The sequence below is a fragment of the Sphingomonas sp. BK580 genome (assembly GCF_014194975.1).
In the GTDB taxonomy this organism is placed as follows: Bacteria; Pseudomonadota; Alphaproteobacteria; order Sphingomonadales; family Sphingomonadaceae; genus Sphingomonas.
On sequence record NZ_JACIAY010000002.1, the window covers coordinates 284,318 to 306,743 of the forward strand.

At 71.0% G+C, this 22,426-nt stretch carries 22 protein-coding genes and 1 tRNA gene; 9 read left to right on the forward strand and 14 right to left on the reverse strand.

Features of this window, described 5'->3' with window-relative positions:
* Positions 1–109 precede the first annotated feature (109 nt).
* Positions 110–1,945 carry a methyl-accepting chemotaxis protein gene (locus FHY05_RS04580; protein ID WP_183943216.1) on the forward strand — a complete coding sequence of 612 codons (1,836 nt, stop codon included), beginning with the start codon at positions 110–112 and terminating at the stop codon, positions 1,943–1,945.
* Positions 1,946–2,698: 753 nt separating this feature from the next.
* On the opposite strand, the gene FHY05_RS04585 is transcribed toward FHY05_RS04580, so the two are convergent.
* Together FHY05_RS04585 and FHY05_RS04590 are read right to left on the reverse strand one after the other, a co-directional pair.
* Entirely contained in the window at positions 2,699–4,129 is a 1,431-nt protein-coding gene (locus tag FHY05_RS04585) for a methyl-accepting chemotaxis protein (RefSeq protein ID WP_183943217.1), read from the reverse strand.
* Between the two features lie 322 nt (positions 4,130–4,451).
* Positions 4,452–4,528, reverse strand: a tRNA-Arg gene (locus tag FHY05_RS04590).
* Between the two features lie 58 nt (positions 4,529–4,586).
* Here FHY05_RS04590 and FHY05_RS04595 point away from each other — a divergent pair.
* Positions 4,587–5,333, forward strand: a complete 747-nt coding sequence (locus FHY05_RS04595) for a queuosine precursor transporter (protein ID WP_183943548.1) — start codon at positions 4,587–4,589, stop codon at positions 5,331–5,333.
* 136 nt (positions 5,334–5,469) lie between these two features.
* Here the strand turns inward: FHY05_RS04595 and purQ are convergent, their stop codons facing one another.
* The 7 genes from purQ to FHY05_RS04630 all read right to left on the reverse strand — a co-directional run bounded on the left by purQ (position 5,470) and on the right by FHY05_RS04630 (position 10,610).
* On the reverse strand, positions 5,470–6,138 hold the full coding sequence (gene purQ, locus FHY05_RS04600) for a phosphoribosylformylglycinamidine synthase subunit PurQ (RefSeq protein WP_183943218.1): 669 nt from the start codon (positions 6,136–6,138) through the stop codon (positions 5,470–5,472).
* A complete protein-coding gene (gene purS, locus FHY05_RS04605) occupies positions 6,135–6,365 on the reverse strand; it encodes a phosphoribosylformylglycinamidine synthase subunit PurS (protein WP_132907416.1) in 231 nt (76 codons plus the stop codon). Before purS ends, purQ begins: the two co-directional genes overlap by 4 nt.
* 61 nt (positions 6,366–6,426) lie before the next feature.
* Positions 6,427–7,206, reverse strand: coding sequence for a phosphoribosylaminoimidazolesuccinocarboxamide synthase (purC, locus tag FHY05_RS04610; RefSeq protein WP_132907417.1), 780 nt, complete (start codon positions 7,204–7,206; stop codon positions 6,427–6,429).
* A 96-nt stretch (positions 7,207–7,302) separates the two neighbouring features.
* Positions 7,303–8,142, reverse strand: a complete 840-nt coding sequence (locus FHY05_RS04615; RefSeq protein ID WP_183943219.1) for a hypothetical protein — start codon at positions 8,140–8,142, stop codon at positions 7,303–7,305.
* A gap of 73 nt (positions 8,143–8,215) precedes the next feature.
* Positions 8,216–9,121: a S9 family peptidase gene (locus tag FHY05_RS04620; RefSeq protein WP_183943220.1), complete on the reverse strand. Its 906-nt coding sequence runs from the start codon at positions 9,119–9,121 to the stop codon at positions 8,216–8,218.
* Positions 9,118–10,320 (reverse strand): OpgC family protein, encoded by a 1,203-nt coding sequence (locus FHY05_RS04625; RefSeq protein ID WP_183943221.1) that lies wholly within the window; start codon positions 10,318–10,320, stop codon positions 9,118–9,120. The genes FHY05_RS04620 and FHY05_RS04625 overlap by 4 nt, the downstream gene beginning before the upstream one ends.
* 131 nt (positions 10,321–10,451) lie before the next feature.
* Positions 10,452–10,610, reverse strand: a complete 159-nt coding sequence (locus tag FHY05_RS04630; protein ID WP_183943222.1) for a hypothetical protein — start codon at positions 10,608–10,610, stop codon at positions 10,452–10,454.
* A 100-nt stretch (positions 10,611–10,710) separates the two neighbouring features.
* On the opposite strand from FHY05_RS04630, the gene gcvA reads away from it, so the two are divergent.
* The 3 genes from gcvA to FHY05_RS04645 all read left to right on the forward strand — a co-directional run bounded on the left by gcvA (position 10,711) and on the right by FHY05_RS04645 (position 15,760).
* Positions 10,711–11,610 carry a transcriptional regulator GcvA gene (gcvA, locus tag FHY05_RS04635; RefSeq protein WP_183943223.1) on the forward strand — a complete coding sequence of 300 codons (900 nt, stop codon included), beginning with the start codon at positions 10,711–10,713 and terminating at the stop codon, positions 11,608–11,610.
* A gap of 64 nt (positions 11,611–11,674) precedes the next feature.
* Positions 11,675–13,936 (forward strand): DNA topoisomerase IV subunit A, encoded by a 2,262-nt coding sequence (gene parC, locus FHY05_RS04640; RefSeq protein ID WP_183943224.1) that lies wholly within the window; start codon positions 11,675–11,677, stop codon positions 13,934–13,936.
* 126 nt (positions 13,937–14,062) lie between these two features.
* Positions 14,063–15,760, forward strand: coding sequence for a bifunctional diguanylate cyclase/phosphodiesterase (locus tag FHY05_RS04645; protein WP_183943225.1), 1,698 nt, complete (start codon positions 14,063–14,065; stop codon positions 15,758–15,760).
* On the opposite strand, the gene FHY05_RS04650 is transcribed toward FHY05_RS04645, so the two are convergent.
* Genes FHY05_RS04650 through FHY05_RS04665 form a run of 4 tightly spaced genes read right to left on the reverse strand, consistent with a single transcriptional unit; the run spans position 15,730 to position 18,606 of the window.
* Positions 15,730–16,926 carry a CCA tRNA nucleotidyltransferase gene (locus FHY05_RS04650; RefSeq protein ID WP_183943226.1) on the reverse strand — a complete coding sequence of 399 codons (1,197 nt, stop codon included), beginning with the start codon at positions 16,924–16,926 and terminating at the stop codon, positions 15,730–15,732. The genes FHY05_RS04645 and FHY05_RS04650 overlap by 31 nt on opposite strands.
* On the reverse strand, positions 16,914–17,501 hold the full coding sequence (locus FHY05_RS04655) for a CoA pyrophosphatase (protein ID WP_183943227.1): 588 nt from the start codon (positions 17,499–17,501) through the stop codon (positions 16,914–16,916). The genes FHY05_RS04650 and FHY05_RS04655 overlap by 13 nt, the downstream gene beginning before the upstream one ends.
* The gene (locus FHY05_RS04660; RefSeq protein WP_183943228.1) at positions 17,498–18,061 is read right to left on the reverse strand and encodes a DUF1285 domain-containing protein; all 564 of its coding nucleotides are present in this window, start codon (positions 18,059–18,061) and stop codon (positions 17,498–17,500) included. Before FHY05_RS04660 ends, FHY05_RS04655 begins: the two co-directional genes overlap by 4 nt.
* 38 nt (positions 18,062–18,099) lie before the next feature.
* On the reverse strand, positions 18,100–18,606 hold the full coding sequence (locus FHY05_RS04665) for a GNAT family N-acetyltransferase (RefSeq protein WP_183943229.1): 507 nt from the start codon (positions 18,604–18,606) through the stop codon (positions 18,100–18,102).
* A 197-nt stretch (positions 18,607–18,803) separates the two neighbouring features.
* Between FHY05_RS04665 and FHY05_RS04670 the strand changes: the two genes are divergently transcribed.
* The gene (locus FHY05_RS04670) at positions 18,804–19,178 is read left to right on the forward strand and encodes a dihydroneopterin aldolase (protein ID WP_183919830.1); all 375 of its coding nucleotides are present in this window, start codon (positions 18,804–18,806) and stop codon (positions 19,176–19,178) included.
* Here the strand turns inward: FHY05_RS04670 and FHY05_RS04675 are convergent.
* Positions 19,153–20,001, reverse strand: coding sequence for a hypothetical protein (locus FHY05_RS04675; RefSeq protein WP_260181217.1), 849 nt, complete (start codon positions 19,999–20,001; stop codon positions 19,153–19,155). The two genes, FHY05_RS04670 and FHY05_RS04675, sit on opposite strands and share 26 nt — an antisense overlap.
* 281 nt (positions 20,002–20,282) lie before the next feature.
* On the opposite strand from FHY05_RS04675, the gene FHY05_RS04680 reads away from it, so the two are divergent.
* From FHY05_RS04680 to FHY05_RS04690, 3 genes are all read left to right on the forward strand, one after another.
* Complete coding sequence (locus FHY05_RS04680; protein WP_183943230.1) at positions 20,283–20,954, forward strand: energy transducer TonB; 672 nt, start codon at positions 20,283–20,285, stop codon at positions 20,952–20,954.
* A gap of 64 nt (positions 20,955–21,018) precedes the next feature.
* Positions 21,019–21,810 carry a MotA/TolQ/ExbB proton channel family protein gene (locus tag FHY05_RS04685; RefSeq protein ID WP_183943231.1) on the forward strand — a complete coding sequence of 264 codons (792 nt, stop codon included), beginning with the start codon at positions 21,019–21,021 and terminating at the stop codon, positions 21,808–21,810.
* A gap of 118 nt (positions 21,811–21,928) precedes the next feature.
* Positions 21,929–22,405 carry a biopolymer transporter ExbD gene (locus tag FHY05_RS04690; RefSeq protein ID WP_183943232.1) on the forward strand — a complete coding sequence of 159 codons (477 nt, stop codon included), beginning with the start codon at positions 21,929–21,931 and terminating at the stop codon, positions 22,403–22,405.
* Positions 22,406–22,426: the final 21 nt, after the last annotated feature.

The following is a 22,426-nucleotide window of genomic DNA, read 5'->3' on the forward strand; positions in this document are numbered from 1 at the left end:
TCATCCCGCCATCACGTGCGGGATGGCTCACGTCTCGCATCATAAAAGGGGACGACCGAGTGAGACACCATCGCCGCGCGGATGAAGGGATCGTACGATGATCAGGGGAATGAGCATCCCCCGCAAGCTGGCGATGTCGTTCTTCGTCATCATCGGCACCGCCGCGGTCATGCTGACGGTATTCTTCGCCAGCGTCTGGATGATCCGCGACGCGACCGAGGACAACAACCGGGCGCAGACGATCTATGCCAAGGCGCTGACGCTCGAGACCTCGCTGCTGCGCGAGAACAGCCAGCTGCGCGGCTATCTGGTCACCGGCGACAAGAGCTACCTCAAGTCCTACGACGAGTCGCGCACGGAATACGACCGCGCCGCGGCCGAGCTCGGCCCGATGCTGACCGACCCGACCGAGCATCGACTGTTCGAGACGGGGCGGAACGAGGCGATGAAGTGGCGCCGCGACTGGAGCGACCGGCTGGTGGCGATGGTCAAGGCCGGGAAGCGCGACGCGGCGGAACAAGTGGTGCGCGACGCCGGCAAGGCGGTGCTGACCAGCGCGGCGATCCTGCCGCTGCGCGACGTGCGCGACCGCGAGACCGAGGCGATGCAGCGCAACGCCGCGCGCCAGGAGAATGCGCTCACCAGCGCGACGGTAGCGCTGGTGATCGGGGGGCTGGTGCTCATCGCGGTCGCGGTGATCCTGGCGGTGATGCTCAGCCGCAGCATCGCGCGACCGATCAGCTCGCTGACCAGGCGCATGGCCGACCTGGCGAACGGCCGGCTCGACGTCAGCGTGCCGGCCGATCGCCGCGACGAACTGGGTGACATGGCGCGCGCGGTGATCGTGTTCCGCGACGCGGCGCGCGCCAAAATGACCGCCGACATCGAGCGCGAACAAGCGATGGCGGCGATCGGCGACGGCTTGCGCCGGCTCGCCCAGGCCGATCTGACGGTGCGGCTCACCGACGTGCCCCGCTCGTTCGAGCAGATCGCGCACGACTTCAACGATGCGGTCGGCAAGCTCTCCGATCTCACCAAGAACGTGCGCGGCAGCGTGCACACGATCAAGCGCAACGCCGACGAGATCAGCCATGCCGCACGCGCGCTCTCCGGCCGGAGCGAGCAGCAGGCCGCCAGCCTGCGCGAGACGGCCGCGGCGATGGACGAGATCACCGCGACCGTGCGCACCGGAGCGACCAACGCCGCCAACGCGAACAGCGCGATGGCCGAGGCGCGCACCGAGGCGGAGCAGGGCGGGGCGGTGGTGCGCCAGTCGGTCCAGGCCATGAACGGCATCGATCAGGCCAGTCGCGAGATCGCCGAGATCATCAGCGTGATCGACGGCATCGCCTTCCAGACCAACCTGCTCGCGCTCAACGCGGGGGTCGAGGCGGCGCGCGCGGGTGACGCCGGCAGGGGCTTCGCGGTCGTCGCCTCCGAGGTCCGCGCCTTGGCGCAGCGCTCCGCCGACGCCGCCTCCGACGTGAAGTCGCGCATCCTCTCGGCGATCGAGCATGTCCAGTCGGGCGTCGAGCTGGTGGATGCCACGGGCAAGGCGCTCGACCGGATCATCGAGCGCGTGGTCAGCGTCAGCACGATCATGGGCACGATCGCGCGCTCGGCCGACGATCAGGCGCAGAGCCTCGGCCAGGTCAATATCGCGATCGGCGAGATGGACTCGGTGACTCAGCAGAACGCCGCGATGGTGGAGGAATCGACCGCGGCCTCGCAGATGCTGGCACATGAGGCCGAGCAGCTCGCGGGTGCCGTGGCGATCTTCACGGTCGAGCAGGCGCCGCCGCCGTCGACCCGCGTCGCCAGGGCGACGAGTGCGCCCGCGCCCGGCGCGCGCTCGGCCGCCGGCGCGCGGCCGTCCCGCGGTCCGATCCGGCTGGTCGCCAAGAGCGGGGCCGCGTCCAGGGAGGAGGATTGGTCGTCGTTCTGAGGATGCTCGCCTGAGTGCGGCACGGCAGGGTCGCGCATGGCGTGAGCCACGATATCCGGTTCCGTGAGGCGCGCGTACCGATGTGAGCGCGGAGCGCCGGTGCGGGCGGGCGACGCGGGTCTCGCCGGGTTCACGTTCGCCGGCACGGCGGGGTCACCGGGTCCGTTCATCGCGATGATTTAGCGGGAGCGGTCGCCTCGCCGCCCGGCATCGCGCTGGTAGGTGAGATCCTCCAGCGCGGAACCCGCTGCCGTAGAGTGCCCGCGCCAGCGCGCGGCGCGGCGATTTCGCCCCGCCGCCGGCGCCGATATCCTGCGAGCGCCGTCACGCTCGCCTCGAGCTCGCGGATCGCTCCCCGCGCCCGGCGCGGCGCCGGGATGGTCAGGGACGCTCGCGGCGCGCCCGTCGGCGCGGCGGACTGGCGGGCGAGCGAGTGAACCCGTAGGTCCTCCACGCGGCGAGCGCCCGCCTGGGACGGCCGAGCGCCCTGGGGGCGACGATGCGCTCGAGGACGCGCGCGACGACCTGCGCTCCCGACGACATCGGTGCGACCGCGCGTCGGTCGATCCGGGCGCGGGCGCGTGATGATCGTCCCGCGCGACGACCTCGGCGATCGCCGCGACGCAGCGCGACGATCGGTCGGCGGCGAGCTCGGTCGCGACCGGCCGCGGTCCCGCTCGCCGGCCGCCGCTGGGGGGGGCGGAGACGCGGCGGGTCGGCGCCTCGGCCGCGTGACAGGGGGTGGGCTGCCGATCAGAACTCGGACCAATCGTCCTGCGCCATCGCGAGCACGGCGCCGTTGGTGCCGGTCACGCCGTGCTGGCGCGCGCCGCGCGCGATCTCGCGACCCGCGCTGGCGGCGCGCGATTGCAGCTCGTGCACGGGCGACGCGGCGGGGACGATCGCGGTCGTCGGGCGGCTCCTGGCAAGGCGGAAGCGTGCGACCTGCGCCGCCAGCTGGGTGGCTTCGTCGGCCAGGCTGCGCGCCGCCGCGGTGGCTTCCTCGACCATGGCGGCATTCTGCTGCGTCACGCCGTCCATCTCGCTGACCGCGGTGTTGATCTGCTGAAGCCCGGTGGCCTGGTGCTTGGCCGAGTTGGCGATCGTCGCCACCAGCGTGCTGATCTCGCTGATGCGCGCGATGATCCGCTCCAGCGCGCTGCCGGTCTGGCTGACCAGGCCGACGCCGGCGTCGACCTGTTCGGTCGAGGCGGTGATCTTCGCCTTGACGTCGCGTGCCGCGTCGGCGGAGCGCTGTGCCAGCGCACGAACCTCGCTCGCCACGACCGCGAACCCCTTGCCGGCGTCACCGGCGCGTGCCGCCTCGACGCCCGCGTTCAGCGCGAGCAGGTTGGTCTGGAACGCGATGCCGTCGATCACGCTGATGATCTCGCTGATCTCGTTCGAGGCGCGCTCGATCCCGCCCATCGCCTCGACCGCGCGGCGGACGACGCCGCCGGAATGCTCGGCCTCGTCGCGCGCGCCGGTGACGGCCCGGTGCGCGCGCTCGGCACCATCGGCGGTCTCGCGGACGGTGGAGGTGATCTGCTCCATCGCGGCGGCGGTCTCCTCCAGGCTCGCCGCCTGCTGCTCGGTGCGCTGCGAGAGCTCGTCCGAGGCGCTGCGGATATCCGCCGCGCCACTGTCGATGCCCTGGCTGGCAGCGGTCACCGCGCCGAGCACCGCCGACATCGCGTCCATCGCGCGGTTGTAATCGAGGCGGAGCCGGTCGTAGTCGGCGTAGAAAGCGGTCTCGATCCGGTAGGTCAGGTCGTTGGCGGCGAGCCGCTCGAGCCCGGTGCCGAGCGAGGTGACCACGACCCGCTGTGCGGCCGATGACTGCTCCAGCGCGACGCCGTTGCGGCGGAACACGTCCATCGCCTTGGTCATGCGGCCCACGCAGTCGCCGTGATCGGTGTAGCGGATCGGCGTGGTGAAGTCGCCCATGGCGAGGCCCTCCATCCGCACGACCGTGTCGACATAGGGGTCGCAGACCAATTTGCGGGCGGTGAGCGTCACGATCACGATCGCCGCCAGCGCCGCGCCCGCGATCCCGAGCAGTCGCGCGTCCGACGTTGCCAGCGCCGTGGTCGCGACCGGCAGGGCGCCGAGCGCGGTGTAGACGACCAGCAGCGCGGTGAACTTCGCTCGGATCGGCGCCTGCGCCTTGAACCACTGAATCATGGAGCTTCCTTCCCTCTTCTCTGGGTCGGACCGCGCGGCGGGCCGTCTCTCAGGCCGCCGGTATACGAAAATGCACTAAACTTAGGTAAATGGTTCGCGGCTCTTCGGGCATGGAAAGGTCCGCAATCAGGTAATTGACCTGATAAGGCGCAGGTCACGTGATTGACCTGAAATGGCGATCCGACGTTCTTCACCGATCAACGGTCTCGTGTCCGCGTCGCAGATGCGCGAGATCTTGATCAATAGTATGTGACGCAAGTACTCAGGTTAGTGAATACAGGAGTAACTAGGTGAACTCACCGAGGTCGATCGACACAGGGGGTGGCGCGCCCGGAGGGACTCGAACCCCCGACCAAGGAGGTAGAAGCTCCTTGCTCTATCCAGCTGAGCTACGGGCGCCCGTCGCAGCGCCTAGCGCGGATTGAAGCCGGAAGGAATGGCCGGCATGATCGCGCGCATGGCCGAACCCTCGCATGCCCCGCCGCCGATCGACGCCGCGCGCGTCGGCGCGGCGCACTTCCGCTACTACGACCTGGTGATGGCGGCGTTCGTCGCGATCCTGCTGCTGTCGAACGTGCTCGGCGCGGGCAAGGTCGCGCGGGTGGCGCTGCCCGGGATCGGCGACTGGCCGTTCGGCGCCGGGATCCTGTTCTTCCCGGTGAGCTATATCATCGGTGACGTGCTGACCGAGGTGTACGGCTATGCGCACGCGCGACGCGTGATCTGGGTCGGCTTCGCGGCCACCGTGTTCATGGCGGCGATGGCCTGGGTGGTGGTGGCGCTGCCTCCGGCGCCCGACTGGGGCAACCAGGCCGCCTATGAGACGGTGTTCGGCCAGGTGCCGCGGATCGTCTTCGCCAGCATGTGCGCCTTCTGGGCGGGCGAGTTCGTCAACTCCTACGTGCTCGCGCGGATGAAGGTGATGACTGAGGGGCGCCACCTGTGGATGCGCACGATCGGCTCGACGATCGCGGGGCAGGGCGTGGACAGCCTGATCTTCTACCCGCTCGCCTTTCTCGGCGCGCCGGGCTGGACCCCGCACCTCGTAGTGGTCGTGCTGTTCACGCAATGGGCGCTGAAGACGGGGTGGGAGGCGGCGCTGACGCCGGTGACCTATCTGGTGGTCGGCTGGCTCAAGCGAGCCGAGGGCGTCGACGTCTACGATCGCGAGACGAACTTCACGCCGTTCCGCGCACGGGTGTGAGGCTGCCGCGCCTCCGCCACCGTGGTCCTGCCGCTTCGCGCACGCCAGCCAACGTCATGCCGCCCCGACACTCGCGGCGGCGCTCCTCCGTCGGCCCGCGCACGCTGCTGCGAGCATCGCGTCGGCCGCGCCGCTCTCAGGCGCCGACCGTCTCGAGCAGCCCCTCGAACAGGCGCCGCCCGTCCTCCCCGCCGTGCGCCGCTTCCACCCGCCGCTCCGGGTGCGGCATCAGGCCGAGCACATTGCCCTGCGCGTTGAGCACGCCGGCGATGTCGCGCGCGCTGCCGTTGACCGGCTCGGCGTAGCGGAAGGCGACTCGGCCCTCACCCTCGAGCCGGTCGAGCGTCTCGGCGTCGGCGACGTAATTGCCGTCATGGTGCGCGACCGGGAAGACGACTCGCTCGCCCGCGGCGTAGCGGCTGGTGAAGGCGCTCTGCACGTTGTCGATCGTCAGGCTGACGTCGCGGCAGACGAAGTTGAGCCCGGCGTTGCGCATCAGCGCGCCCGGCAACAGCCCCGCCTCGGTCAGGACCTGGAAGCCGTTGCACACGCCCAGCACCGGCAGGCCGCGCCCGGCCTCGCTCGCCACCGCGCGCATGATCCGCGAGCGCGCCGCCATCGCGCCCGAGCGCAGATAGTCGCCGTAGGAGAAACCGCCGGGCACCGCGACCAGGCCGACGCCCTCGGGCAGCTCGGTGTCGCGATGCCACACCATCGCCGGCGCGCGCCCGGTCACCCGCTCGAGCGCGACCGCGATGTCGCGATCGCAGTTCGAGCCCGGGAAGACGATGACCGCGGTCTTCACGCGCGCTCGATCCGGTAGTTCTCGATCACCGTGTTGGCGAGCAGCTGGCGGCACATCGAGTCGACGTCCGCGTCGGACGTGCCCTCGGCGACGTCGAGCTCGATCAGCTTGCCGACGCGCGCGCCGGCGACGCCCTGGAAGCCGAGCCCCGCGAGCGCGTGCTCGATCGCCTTGCCCTGGGGGTCGAGCACGCCGGGCTTCAGCGTGACATGGATGCGCAGTCTCATGGTCGCGCGCTATGCCGCGCTGCGCCGCGCGGGGCAACCTCCCACGGCGGCGCGGACGCGATCACTTGCCGCGGCGCTTGCGATGGCTCTCCATGTCGAGCACCGCGGTCTCGCCGCCCTCGGGGAAGAGGCCGAGTCGGCGCGCGACCTCCTGATAGGCCTCGACCTCGCCGCCGAGATCGCGCCGGAAGCGATCCTTGTCGAGCTTCTCGTTCGACTCCATGTCCCACAGCCGGCAGCCGTCGGGGCTGATCTCGTCCGCCAGGATGATGCGGCTGTAATCATTGTCCCAGATGCGGCCGAACTCGAGCTTGAAGTCGACCAGCCGGATGCCGACCCCGGCGAACAGGCCGCTGAGGAAGTCGTTCACGCGGATCGCCAGATCGGCGATGTCGTGCATCTCGTCCTGGCTGGCCCAGCCGAACGCGGCGATATGCTCGTCCGAGATCATCGGGTCGCCGAGCGCGTCGTCCTTGTAATAATATTCGAGGATCGTGCGGGGCAGCTTGACGCCCTCCTCGATCCCGAGCCGCTTCGACAGCGAGCCCGCGGCGACGTTGCGTACCACCACCTCGATCGGGACGATCTCGACCTGGCGGATCAGCTGCTCGCGCATGTTGAGGCGACGGATGAAATGGGTCGGCACGCCGATATGGTCGAGCAGCGTGAAGATGTGCTCGCTGATGCGGTTGTTGAGCACGCCCTTGCCGTTGATCGTGCCCTTCTTCTGGGCGTTGAAGGCGGTGGCGTCGTCCTTGAAATACTGGATCAGCGTGCCGGGCTCGGGACCCTCGTAGAGGATCTTCGCCTTGCCCTCGTAGATCTGCCGCCGCCGTGCCATCGCTCACCCTCGGAAAAGGAGCGCCCCGGCGGAGCAGGTCGCGCGGCCGGGGCGGGAATCATGCGGCCTATAGGGTAAGGCCGGGGACGCTGCAAATCAGACGCGCTGTTCGTGATCCGCCCGCGACGTGCGCTGAAGTCGACCCCACCAGCCGCGCAGTCGCCACCGCCACGCCAGCCAGACGATCAGTGCGAGCAGCGCCGGCCCGAGCAGCAGCGCGGCCAGCTGGAGGGCGGCGGTGAAGGTCGCCTCCAGCGATCGCAGGGCGGTGTCCGCGGCGCGCACCACGGGCGACTGAAGCCGCAGGCTGCGGATCGCCTCGCCCGAGCGATAGGTAATCGTCAGCGGCGTGGCGGCGAGCCGCTCGACGTGGTCGCGTTGGAGGGCGACACCGGCGCGTCGCTGCGAGTCGAGCGTCGCGCGCTGGCGTAGCAACGCCGCGCGCGTGCTGGCATCGTGCGTCGCGAGACGCTCGCGGTCGAGCCGAGCGCGCTCGTCGGAGATGGCGGCGCGTTCCCGCTCCGCGGCGGCTATGTCGCTCCCGACGTCGGTGCCGCTGATGTCCGCACGCGACAACATGCCATCCGCGCGTTCCGCCGCGAGCGTGCTCTCCCGCCCGAACGCGCGCGCCAGCGCCGGGTCGAGTCTGAGCGCCAGCGTCGCGTCCACGCGATCGACCGAGCGGACGGTGAAGCTCATACCGGTGATGCGGCAGCGCGCGACGCCGAGCCGCTCGCAGGCGCGTGCATGTTCCTCCTGCACGCGCGCGATCGCCGCCGGGGGCAGGGTATAGAGATAGGCGTAAGTGAAGGCGACGCCCGGCGCCGCGGTCACGTTGATCGCGGGCGCGTTCGCGCTCTCGTTCTCGTCGACGCGGCCGCAGCCGCAGCCGATCAGCAGCAGGGTCAGCGCGAGCGTGAGACGAGATCGGATCATCAATGCCCCTTCCTGCGATGGGAATGGCGAGCGCGACGGCGCCGCTGTCAAGCGCCGGCCGAGCGGGCCAGCCTCATCGTGGGGCAGCGAAGGCCCGCGCGAGCAGCCGCTTGGTCTCGGCCCAGGCACCGGTCTCGGGCGCGACCAGTTCGACGTGGCCGGTGGCCGGCACGGTGTGGAGCGCCGCCCGATCGCCCGCGGCGCGCGCGCGCGCCACGTAGTCGGTGGCGAGGCGATAGGGGATGATGCGGTCCTCGCGCCCGTTGACGAGGTCCTGCGGCGCGCCGAGCGGCAGCAGCCGCGTCACCGACGTGTCGGCGTAGGGATCGGCGCGGCCGCCGCCGACCAGTCGGCCCACCACCTCGGTGCCGCAGCCGTTGTCGGGGCTGGCGGCGGTCGCCTCGAGGTCGGGCAGGCCGCCGAGGCTGATGACGTGCGCGATCGGCAGCGGGTCGGCGCGGCGCAGCGGGCTGCTCGCGGGAAGCCGGGGGCGCCCGGCCAGCCACAGCGCGAGGTGGCCTCCGGCGGAATGGCCGACCGCGACGATGCGGCGCAGGTCAAGCCCGAGCGCCGGCCCCTCCGCACGCAACAGATCGGCGGCCGCGGCGGCGTCGGCGAAGGTGCCGGGATAACCGCCGCCGGCGCGATCGACGCCGCGATAGTCGATGTTCCACACCGCATAGCCGGCGCGACGCAGATCGTCGGCGACCCAGTTCATCAGCTTGCGGTCGGCGATCTCGGTCTGCCAGCAGCCGCCGTGGACCATGAGCACGGTGCGATACGGCCGAGCGCCGCGCGGTAGCCACACGTCCACCTTCTGCATCGAATCGCTGCCGTAGGAGAGGGTGCGGTCGGGGGTCGGGCGAGCGCGCGCGCTCAGGTCGGCCCAGGTCAGCGGTCGGTGCGGTGCGCTCGGGGCGGTCATCGGGAGCGAGCATGACGCGAGCAGCAGCGCCGCGGCAAGCGCCGCGCGGCTCATGAGCGCACCTCGCTCGGCACCGGCCGGGGCGCGGTGGCGGAGGACCTGCCGCGCTCGCGCCACAGCGCCGGCAGCGTGAGCAACGCCACGCCGATCACCGCCGCCAGTGTCCGCGCCCAGACGGGGAAGGGGCCGTAGCGCTGGTCGACATAGTAGGCGCCGTACACGATCGCCACGTGCCAGACGTAGACGTACAATGAGTGGCGGCCCAGCAGGCGGAGGAAGGCGAGCGAGAACAGCCCGCGCGCCGCGCCCGCGACCTGTCGCACCCAGGCGCGCGCGTGCCGCGGCCCGGCGATCATCAGCCACGCCAGCCCGGTCGCCACCGCGGCGAAGTTGACGAGGTAGACCAGGCTGAAGTCGGCGCGCACCTCGAGCAGCTCGATCCGTCTGATCGCGACGTCCGGCAGGATGCCGCGCGCGGTGAGCAGACGGATGGGGAGGAAGAACACGCAAACCGCCAGCGCGATCTTGGCCGCACCGCTCCGGTCAGGACGGAACAGCCGATGCCAGTCGATCCGTCCGGAAGCGGTCAGCGCGCCCGCGATCATCCCGGAGAAGAACACGATCTGCCAGCCGAGCAGGTTGAAGCCGGCACGCAGTCCCTGCCCGTCCGAGGCGGTGAACCACTGCCCGAGCGGATCGGTCAGCGCGTGCTGGAAGCCGAGCTGCCCGGCGAGCCACAGCAGCCCCGACACGGTCGCCACCAGGGCGACGCGACCGTCGAGGCACAGTCTCAGGATCGGCGGTGCCACCAGCATGTAGAGGACATATTGCGGCAGGATGTCCATCACCGTCGGTTGGAACACGAAGGTGGCGATCGCGAGCAACCGCAGCGGCTCGCCGGTGAGGCTGGTGTGGCCGAGCCAGTTGCCCCACAGCCGCGCCGCGTCGGGCAGCACCAGCCGCGCGAGCAGCACCGCGACCACGATCCCGATGGCGTAGCGATACAGCTCGAAAGCGCGTGCCCAGACCAGCCGGCCCGCCGCGGGCGCGCCGAGCCTGAGCATCTTGCGGCCGTAGACCAGCCCGATCATCAGCCCGGACAGGAAGACGAAGCCCTGCGCGTCCTCGACATAGGCGAACTGATTGTGGTTGATCCGCTGCAACCACAGCTCGCCCTGGAAGACGAGGTGGTTGATCAGCATGAAGACGAGGAAGAAACCGCGCAGGCCGTCGATCATCCCGTAGCGTGGCAAACAGCGGCTCCCGTGCGTGGCGTCGATACGCGGCGGCCTGAGGCCCGCCGGCGCCCCGCGTGTAGCGCACGACCCGCGCCGATCGATCCCGCAGCGCCTCCGCTCGTCCCGGAAAGCGCGGCGGTGATCGCTCAGCGCGCGCGCCGCGGCGGCGTGCGCCAGGGTGCGGCGAAGCGGCGGCGCTGCAGTGCCGCGATCCCCGCTAGGAGTGATTCTACGAACGTGTGGATACCGCCCGACAGCGTCTCGTGATGGCGGGCAAAGGCTTCGCTCTCGAAATCCATGTTCATGACCGTTCTCCATCGCTGGCGCTGTCGACATGCGCTGTGCGGCCGCGGTGCGCCAACAAAGAGCTGGCCCGAGTTGATAAGTGACGCTTATGCTGCGCACATGCGCCAACTCCCGCCGCTCGCCGCCGTCCGCGTCTTCGAGGCCGCCGCGCGCCACGAGAATTTCACGGCTGCCGCGGGCGAGCTGGGGATGACCCAGGCGGCGGTGAGCTATCAGATCCGGCTGCTGGAGCAGCGGCTCGGCGTCCCCTTGTTCCGCCGCGATCGCCGTCGGGTGACGCTCACCGAGGCGGGGCGCCGCGCCGGCGCGCAGCTCGCCGCCGCGTTCGACTCGATCGACGCCGCCTTCGCCGGTTTGCGCGCCGAGGACGAGGCGGTGCTGACCGTCTCGGTCACCAACACCTTCGCCAACACCTGGCTGGCGTGGCGGCTCGGCGGCTTCCACCTCGCGCACCCGTCCACCGCGGTACGGCTATGGACCAGCAACGCGCTGACCGACTTCGCCGCCGACGAGGTCGACGTCGCGATCCGCTCGGGGCCGGGCAACTGGCCCGGCCTGGCGCAGCACGTACTGCTGCCGCTCGACTTCACGCCGATGTGCTCGCCCGGCTTCCTCGCCGAGCAGGGCGGGCGACTCGACCCGGTCGACCTGCTCCAGCTGCCGCTGATCAGCGCGCAGGACCCGTGGTGGGCGCAGTGGCTGCGCGAGGCGGGGCTCGACGTGGTCGAGGCGCGGCGGACCGGCATGCGGCTCGACTCGCAGGCGCACGAGGGCCATGCGGCGATCGCGGGGCAGGGCGTGGCGATGCTGACGCCCTTCTTCTGGCACAACGATCTCGTCGCGGGGCGGCTGGTGCGCCCGTTCGCGCAGCTCTCCTCGATGGGGGAGGCCTATTGGCTGGTCTACCCGGAGGCGCGCGCCAAGGTACTCAAGATCCGGCGTTTTCGCGAATGGCTGATCGAGGCGCTGGACCGCGACCGCGCCGCCGGGGGCGGCTGAGCCGCCCCGCAGCCGACGCGGAACGGTTGTGGAACGGGGGCGCGCGCTGCTAGCAGCCTGAGCCATGGCGACCGACGCGACCGCTCTCCCCCCCGACAACCCGCCCGTGGGCGTGCTCGACGCCCCCTTCGACAGCGCGCTGTCCGAACGCTACCTCGTCTACGCGCTCTCGACGATCACCGCGCGCTCGCTGCCCGACGTGCGCGACGGGCTCAAGCCGGTGCACCGCCGGTTGCTCTGGGCGATGCGGCTGCTGCGGCTCGATCCCGCCGCCGGCTACAAGAAGTGCGCGCGCGTCGTCGGCGACGTCATCGGCAAGTACCACCCGCACGGCGACCAGTCGGTCTATGACGCGATGGTGCGGCTCGCGCAGGATTTCGCGCTGCGCTACCCGCTGGTCGACGGCCAGGGCAATTTCGGCAACATCGACGGCGATAACGCCGCGGCCTATCGCTACACCGAGGCGCGGCTGACCCAGGTCGCGATCGACCTGATGGACGGGCTCGACGAAGACGCCGCCGAGTTCCGCCCGACCTATAACGGCGAGGAGCAGGAGCCCGAGCTCTTTCCCGGCGCCTTCCCGAACCTGCTCGCCAACGGCGCGGCCGGGATCGCGGTCGGCATGGCGACCAGCGTGCCGCCGCACAACGCCGCCGAGCTGCTCGAGGCCGCGATCCTGCTGGTCGACCAGCCCGACGCCGACGATGCCGCGATCCTGCAGCACGTCAGCGGTCCCGACTTCCCCACCGGCGGCCTGCTGGTCGACTCGCCCGCGATCATCGCCGAGGCCTATGCCACCGGGCGCGGTGCCTTCCGCGTGCGCGCGCGCTGGGCGATCGAGCGCGAGAAGGGCGGCGGCTGGACGATCGTCGTCAACGAGATCCCGTACGGCGTGCAGAAGGGCAAGCTGATCGAGCAGGTCGCCGCGCTGATCAACGACCGCAAGCTGCCGATCCTGGCCGACGTGCGCGACGAGAGCGACGCCGAGATCCGGCTGGTGCTCGAGCCGCGCAGCCGCACCGTCGATCCGCAGGTGCTGATGGACGGGCTGTTCCGCCTCTCCGACCTGGAGACGCGCATCCCGCTCAATCTCAACGTGCTCGACAAGGATCGCACGCCGCGCGTGATGTCGCTGCGCGAGGCGCTGGCGGCCTGGGTCGAGCACCAGTTCGTGGTGCTGCGCCGGCGCACCGAGCATCGGCTCGGCAAGATCGCCGACCGGCTCGAGCTGCTCGGCGGCTATATCATCGCCTTCCTCAATCTCGACCGCGTGATCGAGATCATCCGCACCGAGGACGAGCCCAAGGCGGTGATGATGGCGGAGTTCGACCTCACTGACCGCCAGGCCGAGGCGATCCTCAACATGCGGCTGCGCTCGCTCCGCCGGCTGGAGGAGATGGAGTTGCGCCGCGAGCGCGACGCGCTGGAGAAGGAGCAGGACACGCTCACCCAGCTGCTCGGCTCGGAGGCGCGTCAGCGCACCCGGCTGAAGCGCGACTTCACCAAGGTGCGCGATCGGTACGGCGCGGAGACCAAGCTGGGCGCGCGCCGCACGACGATCGAGGAACAGGCCGCCGCACGCGAGATCCCGCTCGAGGCGATGATCGAGCGCGAGCCGATCTCGGTGATCCTGTCCGAGCGCGGCTGGATCCGCGCGATGAAGGGCCACGTCGACCTGTCCGCGCCGGAGACGATGAAGTTCAAGGAGGGCGACGGCCCCGCCTTCGCCTTCCACGCGCATACCACCGACAAGCTGCTGCTGGCGGCGGGCAATGGACGCTTCTTCACGCTGGCGGCGGACAAGCTGCCCGGCGGTCGCGGCTTCGGCGAGCCGGTGCGCGCCTCGATCGATCTGGACGGCAGCGTGCCGATCGTGGCGCTGCTCCGTGCCGGCGCGGCCGAGCGGCTGCTGGTGGCGGCGAGCGACGGCCGCGGCTTCATCGTGCCGAGCGCCGAGGTGATCGCCGAGACCCGCAAGGGCAAGACGGTGATGACTCCGAAACCCGGCGCGCGGCTGATCGTGGTTCGCCCGGTGGCGCCGGGGGACGATTTCGTCGCGGTGATCGGGGACAATCGCAAGCTCGCGCTCTTCCCCATGGTCGACCTGCCTGAGATGACGCGCGGGCAGGGGGTGCAGCTGCAGCGCTACCGCGAGGGTGGCCTCGCCGACGCGCGCACCCTGGTGTTCGCCGAGGGCCTGAGCTGGGCGATGGGCGGGGGCAGCGGGCGCGTGCGCACCGAGCCCGACCTGTCGGCGTGGCGGACGGCGCGCGGCGCGGCCGGTCGCATGCCGCCCACCGGCTTCCCGCGCGACAATCGCTTCTGACCTCCCCCCTCGGAGGCGCAGCGTCCCGTTCCGGCACGCTCGTGCCTGTCCGCTAAATACAACCGTTTCGGCCCAACTTGCTTTCCGTAAGCCGGTCTTAACCGTTGCGATCTAGGACAGGTCGTGATGGCAACGCGCTCTCCCCTGTTGGCGACGGCATCGGCCGACTCGATCTCCGCCGTGCACGGCCGCGCCGCGGTCGCACCCGGCCTCGGGCTGTCCGCGGCGCACGGCTCGCTCGAGCTCGTGCCGATCCCGCTGGTGATCGCGCGGCTGCGCGCGGGGCGGGTCGACTATGAGGACAGCAATCCCGCCTTCCTGCGCGCGGGACTGCAGCAGGAGCGCGCGATCGACCCGCTGATCGCGTCCTTCCTGCGCACCGGCCACGACCAGGCCGAGATCAACTGGTCGACCGGCGAGACGGTCGAGCGGCGCCATTACCGCCTCAGCTTCGCGCTGATCCCCGACCGGCCCGAACCCACCGCGGTGGTCTCCTTCGTCGACCAGACCGCCGAGGTGCGCACCGAGGAGACGCTGCGCCGCGAGATGGCGACCGACAGCCTCACCGGCCTGCCCAACCGCGGCGGCTTCACCGACTCGCTCGAGGCGATGATCGAGGAAGGCGCGGCGCGCTGGGCGGTCCTGATGATCGACCTGGAGCGTTTCAGCCGCTTCAACGCCTGCCTCGGCTCGCTCACCGGCGACGAGCTGCTGATCACGGTGGCGCGTCGGATCAAGGGCGCGCTGCGCAGCCGCGACGTGCTGGCGCGCACCGGCGGCGACGAGTTCGGCGTGCTGCTCACGATCGACCAGGACGACCACGAGGCCGACCATGTCGCGCGCCGCATCCGCGAGGCGCTGGCGACCCCCTTCCGGCTGGGCGACTTCGAGCTGCGCGTCTCCTGCGCGATCGGCATCGCCTTCGGCGACTCGGCCACCGACGACGCCGAGGACGTGATCCGCCACGCCCAGGTGGCGATGAAGCGCTCCAAGGCGACCAAGAGCGCCGAGGCCTATCAGACCCGCGCGCTCGACAGCGCGCGCGAGGAGTTCGCGATGGAGACCGCGCTGCGCCGCGCGATCGAGAACGAGCAGCTCCATCTCGTCTACCAGCCGATCCTCGATCTCACCTCGGGCAAGGTCAGCGGGTTCGAGGCGCTGGCGCGCTGGACCGACGAGCAGGGCAGCAACGTGCCGCCGGTGCGATTCATCCCCGTGGCCGAGGAGTCCGGGCTCATCATCCCGCTCGGGCGATGGGCGGTCGACACCGCGATGCAGACGCTCGCCGGCTGGGACCGGCGCTGGGGCGGCGCGTGCGGCGCGGCGGTGGCGGTCAACGTCTCGCCGATCCAGCTGCAGCGCGACTCGATCCCCGGGATGGTCGAGCGCGCGCTCGGCGCGGCGGGGCTCGGCGGCGGGCGGCTCAAGCTCGAGCTGACCGAGAGCGCGATCATCGCCGACCCCGACCGGATCGCGGGCGTGCTGATGGCGCTGAAGGAGCTCGGCACCGTCATCGCGATGGACGATTTCGGCACCGGCTTCTCGAACCTGGCGTCGCTGCACACGCTGCCGATCGACCTGCTCAAGATCGATCGCAGCTTCGTCACCGGCATGCTGACCGACCGCGATCAGCTCGCGATCGTGCGCGCGATCCTCGGCCTGTCCAAGGCGCTGGGCATGGACACGGTGGCGGAGGGTATCGAGACGATCGAGCTGGGACAGACGCTCGGCGCGCTCGGTTGCACCTACGGCCAGGGCTATGCCTATGCCCGCCCGCTCGACGCCGACGCGGCCTATGAGTTCCTGGTCGCCCGCAACGCCTGAGCGACTTCCTCGTCGGCGATCGCCTCGGCGCGCGCCGCGTCGGGGAAGCCCTCGGCGATCCAGCGATCCTCGACTCGCCTGAGCACGCGCGCGACCTCGGGCCCGCGCGTCAGCCCGCGCGCCACCAGCGCACCGCCGCCGATCGGCAGGACAGGGGGCATCCAGTCGCTGAGCGGCGCGGGATCGGCCCCGGCGAGCAGCAGGCGGTCGAGCGCGCTGGCGGTGCCGACTCGATAGCCGAGCGCGCGCGCCCCCTCGTCACCGGGGCCCGCGCTCGCCTGCACCAGCCGCTTGCGGTCGGCGTTCGAGAGCTTCAGCCGCGCGCCTACTCCCTCGGCGGCGGCAGGCGGGAGGAGCGCGGCTAGGCGGCGGATCGAGTCCGGCGCGACCCCGGCGGCACGCTCGCGCTCGGCCACGGCGGCGAGCCGCGCCACCCCGTCGCGGTCGATCTCGGGCAGCACCGGGCGGAAGATGCCGCTCTCGTGCATCAGCCGCACCACCGCGACCGCACCCGGAGCGACGAGCAGCTTGAGCAGCTCGGCGGCGACTCGCTCGCGGCTCAGCGCCATCAGGTCGTTGGCGCGCGCGACGCAGGCGGCGAGTCCCTCGGCGTCGATCGCGTCGCCGAAGCGCGCGTGGAAGCGGAAGAAGCGCAGGATGCGCAGGTGATCCTCGGCGATCCGGCGGTGCGGGTCACCGATGAAGCGCACGCGCCGCGCGGCGAGGTCGTCGAGGCCGCCGAAATAGTCGTGGATCGCGCCGCCGACCGGGTCGGCGTAGAGCGCGTTGATCGTGAAGTCGCGCCGCGCGGCGTCCTCGCGCCAATCGTCGGCGAAGGCGACGACCGCGTGGCGCCCGTCGGTGGCGACGTCGCGGCGCAGCGTCGTCACCTCGACAACCGAGCCCTGGCTCACCGCGGTGACGGTGCCGTGCGCGATCCCGGTCGGCACCGCGCGGATCCCGGCGCCTTCGAGTCGGCGCACCACCTCCTCCGGCACGAAGGGGGTGGCCAGATCGATGTCGGCGACGTCGAGCCCGAGCAAGGTGTCGCGCACCGCGCCGCCGACATACCGTGCTCGCCCGCCGGCGGCGTCGAGCGCGCGCTCCAGCGCCGCGAGGCCGGGGCGAGCGCGCCACGGCGCCTCCGGCAGCGTCACGCCGCCCATCGCAGCCGCCGCGACAGGTTGACGATCATGCCCGCGGTGGCGCCCCAGATGCGGCGCTCGCCCCACAGCAGCTCGACATAGGCGCGCTCGCGTCCCTGGAAGGTGGCGGTGCGCGCGTGGTGATTCGCGGCGTCGAGCAGGAAGTCGAGCGGCACCTCGAACACCGCCGCCACCTCGGCCTCGCTCGCCACCAGCGGCAGGTCGGGCGGCACGACGCCGATGACGGGGGTGACGCAATAGCCGGTGCCGGTGCGATAGCGGTCCGACGCGCCGATCACCTCCACCGCCTCCCGCGGCAGCGCGATCTCCTCCTCGGCCTCGCGCAGCGCCGCGATGATCGCATCCTCGCCGGGGTCGAGCCGGCCGCCGGGGAAGGCGACCTGGCCGGCGTGGCGGCGCAACGTCTCGGTCCGCTGGGTCAGGATCACGCCGGGCCGCGCCCGGTCGGTCACCGCGACCAGCACCGCCGCCTCGGTCAGCGCGGCGCCGCCCGAGAGGTCACCGTCGTCGCCCGCGATCAGCGCGGTCGCCTCGTCGGACACCAGGGCGGCGGCGAGCCGCTCGGCCAGCGTCATCGCGGCTGTAGCGGGAAGAAGGCGCCCGCGCTCCACACGCCCGGCGGCGAGTCGTCGCCCGCGAGCGCGCGCTCGGCCAGCTCATAGTAGAGCGGCCGGGCCACCAGCGCCTCCAGCCCGCCGCGCACCAGCAGATAGGGGCGGGGGCCGTCGTCGCGCTCGACGAAGCGCAGCGGATGGTCCGCCGAGGCGGTCACCACGTCGCCGGTGTTGAGCCGGAAGGCGAGGGTCGAGCCGCGGCCCTCGCCCTCGGCCTTGAGCTCGACCGCGACGAACGCGGCGTCCTCCACCGCGATGTCGAGCTTCTCGACGGGCGTGACCAGCACGTGAGCGCCGTCGGGCTCGCGGCGCAGGATGCGACTGAACGCGCGCACCATCGCGGCGCGCGTGATCGGGCTGCCCTGATGGTACCAGGTGCCGTCGCGTGCGATCCGCATCTCGCTGTCGCCGCAATGGGTCGGGTTCCAGCGCTCGACCGGGGGCAGCTGGTCGCTCTCGGCCAGGCGCGCGATGTCGGCGACCGACAATGTGCTGAAATCGGGTGGGGGTGCCATCGGCATGCGCGCCAGTTAGGGCGCGCGGCGGCGGCGGTAAAGGTTCAGGCCGCGGCGGTGACGCGAGGTGCGATCTCGCCCGCGCCGTGCGGCACCCCGGCGCCGCGAGCGAGCAGCCGGTGACGCTCCACCGGGCCGGGCAGGCGCCAGCCCGCGGTCGCCGCCGCGCTGAACCCGAAGAAGCGTCCGTAATAGGCCGGATCGCCGATCAGCATCAGGTCGAGCGCGCGCGAATCGGCGGCCGCGAGCGCGGCGGCGGTGAGGCGGCGCCCGAGGCCGGCCTGCTGCCGCTCGGGCGCGACCGCGACGGGGCCGACCAGCACCAGCGGCACCTCCCGACCGTCGTCGCCGAGGAAGCGCACCGGCCAGCATTGCACCGTGCCGAGCAGCGCCGCATGCTCCACCAGCGCGAAGCTCAGCGCGCGCAGCGGCGCCGTGCCGGCACGCAGGCGATAGGCGGTGCGGGCGTGGCGATCGGGGCCGAAGGCGCGGTCGAGCAGCGCCTCGATCGCCGTCGCCGCCACCGTCTCGATCGCCACCAATTCGACCACAGCATGTTCCCTACGCGCCCGGCAGCGAGCCTGGGCGCGGGCGCTTTAGCGGGACCGTGCCCGAACGCAACCGCGATCGCCGCCGAATCGCCACGATCGCGCCATCACGCCGCCGCGCTGGACTCGGATCGCCACCGCGTCCACCTGCGCCCGCTGGCATGAGCGGCCGCGGCGCGGCCGAGCGCGGGAGCCCCGAGATGGACGATGATACGCTGGAACTGGAGGTGCATGACCTGGTGGTGCAGGTGCTCACCGGGATCTACTCGGAGGAGACGCACCTGCCGCAGCCACTGCGGATCTCGCTCAACGTGCTGCTCGACGCCCCGGCGCGCTACGCTCCCGACACGCCGCTGAGCGCCTCGAAGAACTACCTCGACCTGCGCCACGCCGCGACCGACGCACTCGCCACAGCGGGTCACTTCACCCTGATCGAGGCGGTGGCGGATCATATCGCCGAGACGCTGTTCCTCCAGGATCGGCGAGTGCGTCGGGTCACGGTGAAGATCGTCAAGCTCGCCATCGCCGAGGCGGGCGAATCGATCGGGATCACGCTGGTCCGGCACCGGCGCTGATCGAGGTCGCATCTGTGCCATTACGGCACGGGCCGAGCTGCTCGATGACGTAGCGGTAGTCGGCCTGCGCCTGAGTCGCGTCGCCGGGCTCGAGCGACGCGGTGGCGCGCTCGGGCAGCGTCGCCGGCAGTGCGCAGGCGAGACGATACCAGAGCAGTGTGTCGCGCCGCGGCGCGGCGGCGGCGTCGTCGATGATCTCGGTGAGCGCGACCGACCAGCGCGGCTGCTCCCCCGGGCGCCGCAGGACGGACAGCGCCGCCGGGCGGTTGTCCTGCGTGGTCAGGAAGATCTGCGTCTCACCCTCGCCGGGCAGCGCGCCCGGTACGTGGAAGGCGCTGCGGACGTCGGTGATGATCGGGGGCGCGTCCGGCGCACTCGCCTCTCTGGCGATCTGACGCGCGAGCGAATCGACCGCCGGAGTCCAGTCGCGCTGCGCCGCGGGGGTGACGAGCTGCACCTGGTCGGGCCGACCTGCCACCGGCCGCGCGAAGGCGAGGACGCGACGCTTCTTCAAGTTCGGCGCGCGTCCGCGCCAGTCGGGCGCGGCATCGACCACCCAGCCGACGCGCTGCGGGATCGCGGTGCTTCCGCGCACCAGCGTCCCGACATCGGCCTCGACGTAGAAGCGTGTATGTCCCGGTGCGAGCCCGGCCGCCTCGTCGCCCTTGATCCTGGCGGCGGAGCGAATCGTCGCGTCGATGATCAGCGGGCTCTGCACCACCAGGTCGGCGAGCGCGGCATAGTCGACCGCGGGTGCGGCGGCGGACGGCGCCGGTGCCTGCGCGGCGAGCGGTGTCGGCGCCAGCGACGCGACAGCGAGCATGATCGGGAGCAGCGCGAAGGGGGCTCGCCTCGGGGATCGAATCTGGCGTAGGATCATGGTCGCTGGGTACGTGAACCTGCCTGAACGATACAGAAATAAATCTGTCGCCGTTTGTTTGTACGTTTGTTGCGCCCGACAAAGCGTTTGCGTCCCCAAAACGGGCGCGATAGGACTCGACCGTCTGTGGCCTGCCCCTGGGGATGCTACGGAACGGTTAACAACCCAGGCCGGATCCGCTCCGGCCACCCAAGGGCCGCAGGATGAGGGAGTTTCGTTGCTGAATGGCCTATTCTGACCAGAAGATGAGCGGAGGTAAGATCGGCGCGCTGGTGATCGTCGCGCTGATCCACGTCGCTCTCGGCTATGCCTTCGTTACCGGCCTCGCGACAAATTTCGTCAAGAAGCAGGTTGAGAAGCTGAACACGTTCGACGTCGAGGAGCCACCGCCCCCGCCGCCGGACGAGCCGCCGCCCCCGCCGCCCGACGTGCCGATGACGCCGCCGCCGGTGGTGTCGCCGCCGCCGATCGTGCAGAATCCTAACCCGCCGCCCGTGACGGTCGCGACGGTTCCGACTCCGCCGCCGGTCTACGTGCCGACGACGGTCGTCGCGCCGCCCGCACCGCCCGCTCCGCCCGCGCCTCCGGCACCGGCGGTAAGCAAGGCCGCGGGTCTGAAAGGCAACCCGGGCCAGTATTTCGGCGCCGACAACTACCCGCCCTCGGCGATCCGCGCCGGCGAGCAGGGGCGAGTCGTCGCCAAGCTGACCGTCGGGACCGATGGCCGCGTGACCGACTGCTCGGTGACGACGTCGAGCAACTCCTCGGCGCTCGATCAGGCGACCTGCCGCATTGCCAAGGCCCGCGTGCGTTTCACGCCCGCGCAAGATGCTGCCGGCAACCCGATCGCGTCCAGCTACACCCTTCCGGTGCGCTGGGTGCTTCCGGAGAATTGATCCGCGTGAAGATGGCGGCGCGGACGCGTCTGCCGACAACATTTTGGCTTAAGGAAGACGAAGAATGATCATCAACATCCTCGCCGCGGGTGGGACCGCGGCAGCCGAGAACCAGTTCGGCCTGCAGCAGGCGCTCAAGGAAGGCGGCATCATCTCGCAGTCGGTGTTCACCATCCTGGTGATCATGTCGGTGGTGTCGTTCTACATCCTGTTCTCGAAGCTGTTCGAGCAGCAGAAGATCATCAACCAGGCGAAGCGCGTGCGCTCGAACTTCTGGACCAGCAACTCGCTGCGCGAGGGTTCGGCCAAGCTCGACAAGAACTCGGCCTACAAGCAGCTGGTCGACGACGGCCTGGCGGCGCAGGAGCAACACTCGAAGCTGACCGATCCGGTCGAGGCGCACGACTGGCTGCACGGTTCGCTGGCGCGCTCGGAGTCGGCGATCAACTCGAAGCTCGGCGGCGGTCTCGCCTTCCTCGCGACCGTCGGGGCGACCGCGCCGTTCATCGGTCTGTTCGGCACCGTGGTCGGCATCTACCGCGCGCTGATCAAGATCGGCGCGTCGGGCGATCCCTCGATCGACAAGGTCGCCGGCCCGGTCGGTGAGGCGCTCATCATGACCGCGCTCGGCCTGGTCGTCGCGGTTCCCGCCGTGCTCGCGTACAACTGGCTGCAGCGCCGCAACAAGTCGATCGCGGAGGACCTCTCGGCCTTCTCGAACGACGTGCTCGGCTTCCTGGCGTCGAACGGCGCGGTGCGCCCGTCGCTCGGCACCACCCCGGCGAAGGCCCCGGTGAAGCCCGCGACGGCGACCACGACCGCCGGCCAGGCCGGTGGCGTGCAGACCCGCTCGTAAGGCACAAGGTGCGACGCGGGGCCGCCATCGCGGCGGCCCCGCCGATCACCGGCCGCCGCGCTGCCGCTCTGACAGGGAGCGGGACGCGGCGGGACGAAGGAATAGGAAAGCCTGATCCATGGCGATGAGCGTTGGCGGTGACTCCGCTGCTGAAAAACCGATGTCGGACATCAACACGACGCCCCTCGTGGACGTCATGCTGGTGCTCCTCATCATCTTCCTGATCGCGGTCCCGGTCGCCATTCAGACGGTCAAGGGCATCACGCTCCCCAACGTCCGATTCGACCCGACCACGACCAAGCCAGAGAACGTCTCGCTGTCGGTCACCGCGGCGGACGGCGCCTGCAAGGTCTACTGGGGCGTCACCCCGGTGACCCACCAGGAGCTGCTCGATCGCGCCGTGGCGAAGCTGAAGGCTGAGATCGATCGGCAGGGCGGGCCGGGCAACCCCGACCTCGAGCTGCCCGAGGCGCACGTGCGTGCCGACGTCAACACGGACTGGCGCTGCGTCGCAGGGACGATCTACAACATGCAGATGGCCGGCTTCGCGAAGGTCGGATTCATCTCGCAGCCGAAGACCGGCGACGCCGGCTGAGGCCAAGGGACAGGAGTAGCT

What these genes read in the sequence shown, in the direction of transcription:
- purC (WP_132907417.1), bottom strand. Translation starts at nt 7,206, where the DNA reads ATGGCACGGCGGCGGCAGATCTACGAGGGCAAGGCGAAGATCCTCTAC.
- FHY05_RS04580 (WP_183943216.1), top strand. Translation starts at nt 110, where the DNA reads ATGAGCATCCCCCGCAAGCTGGCGATGTCGTTCTTCGTCATCATCGGC.
- FHY05_RS04685 (WP_183943231.1), top strand. Translation starts at nt 21,019, where the DNA reads ATGATCATCAACATCCTCGCCGCGGGTGGGACCGCGGCAGCCGAGAAC.
- FHY05_RS04645 (WP_183943225.1), top strand. Translation starts at nt 14,063, where the DNA reads ATGGCAACGCGCTCTCCCCTGTTGGCGACGGCATCGGCCGACTCGATC.
- FHY05_RS04675 (WP_260181217.1), bottom strand. Translation starts at nt 20,001, where the DNA reads ATGCTCGCTGTCGCGTCGCTGGCGCCGACACCGCTCGCCGCGCAGGCA.
- FHY05_RS04595 (WP_183943548.1), top strand. Translation starts at nt 4,587, where the DNA reads ATGGCCGAACCCTCGCATGCCCCGCCGCCGATCGACGCCGCGCGCGTC.
- FHY05_RS04655 (WP_183943227.1), bottom strand. Translation starts at nt 17,501, where the DNA reads ATGACGCTGGCCGAGCGGCTCGCCGCCGCCCTGGTGTCCGACGAGGCG.
- FHY05_RS04670 (WP_183919830.1), top strand. Translation starts at nt 18,804, where the DNA reads ATGGACGATGATACGCTGGAACTGGAGGTGCATGACCTGGTGGTGCAG.
- FHY05_RS04585 (WP_183943217.1), bottom strand. Translation starts at nt 4,129, where the DNA reads ATGATTCAGTGGTTCAAGGCGCAGGCGCCGATCCGAGCGAAGTTCACC.
- FHY05_RS04650 (WP_183943226.1), bottom strand. Translation starts at nt 16,926, where the DNA reads ATGGGCGGCGTGACGCTGCCGGAGGCGCCGTGGCGCGCTCGCCCCGGC.
- FHY05_RS04690 (WP_183943232.1), top strand. Translation starts at nt 21,929, where the DNA reads ATGGCGATGAGCGTTGGCGGTGACTCCGCTGCTGAAAAACCGATGTCG.
- purS (WP_132907416.1), bottom strand. Translation starts at nt 6,365, where the DNA reads ATGAGACTGCGCATCCATGTCACGCTGAAGCCCGGCGTGCTCGACCCC.
- gcvA (WP_183943223.1), top strand. Translation starts at nt 10,711, where the DNA reads ATGCGCCAACTCCCGCCGCTCGCCGCCGTCCGCGTCTTCGAGGCCGCC.
- FHY05_RS04630 (WP_183943222.1), bottom strand. Translation starts at nt 10,610, where the DNA reads ATGAACATGGATTTCGAGAGCGAAGCCTTTGCCCGCCATCACGAGACG.
- FHY05_RS04660 (WP_183943228.1), bottom strand. Translation starts at nt 18,061, where the DNA reads ATGCCGATGGCACCCCCACCCGATTTCAGCACATTGTCGGTCGCCGAC.
- FHY05_RS04615 (WP_183943219.1), bottom strand. Translation starts at nt 8,142, where the DNA reads ATGATCCGATCTCGTCTCACGCTCGCGCTGACCCTGCTGCTGATCGGC.
- FHY05_RS04680 (WP_183943230.1), top strand. Translation starts at nt 20,283, where the DNA reads ATGGCCTATTCTGACCAGAAGATGAGCGGAGGTAAGATCGGCGCGCTG.
- FHY05_RS04620 (WP_183943220.1), bottom strand. Translation starts at nt 9,121, where the DNA reads ATGAGCCGCGCGGCGCTTGCCGCGGCGCTGCTGCTCGCGTCATGCTCG.
- parC (WP_183943224.1), top strand. Translation starts at nt 11,675, where the DNA reads ATGGCGACCGACGCGACCGCTCTCCCCCCCGACAACCCGCCCGTGGGC.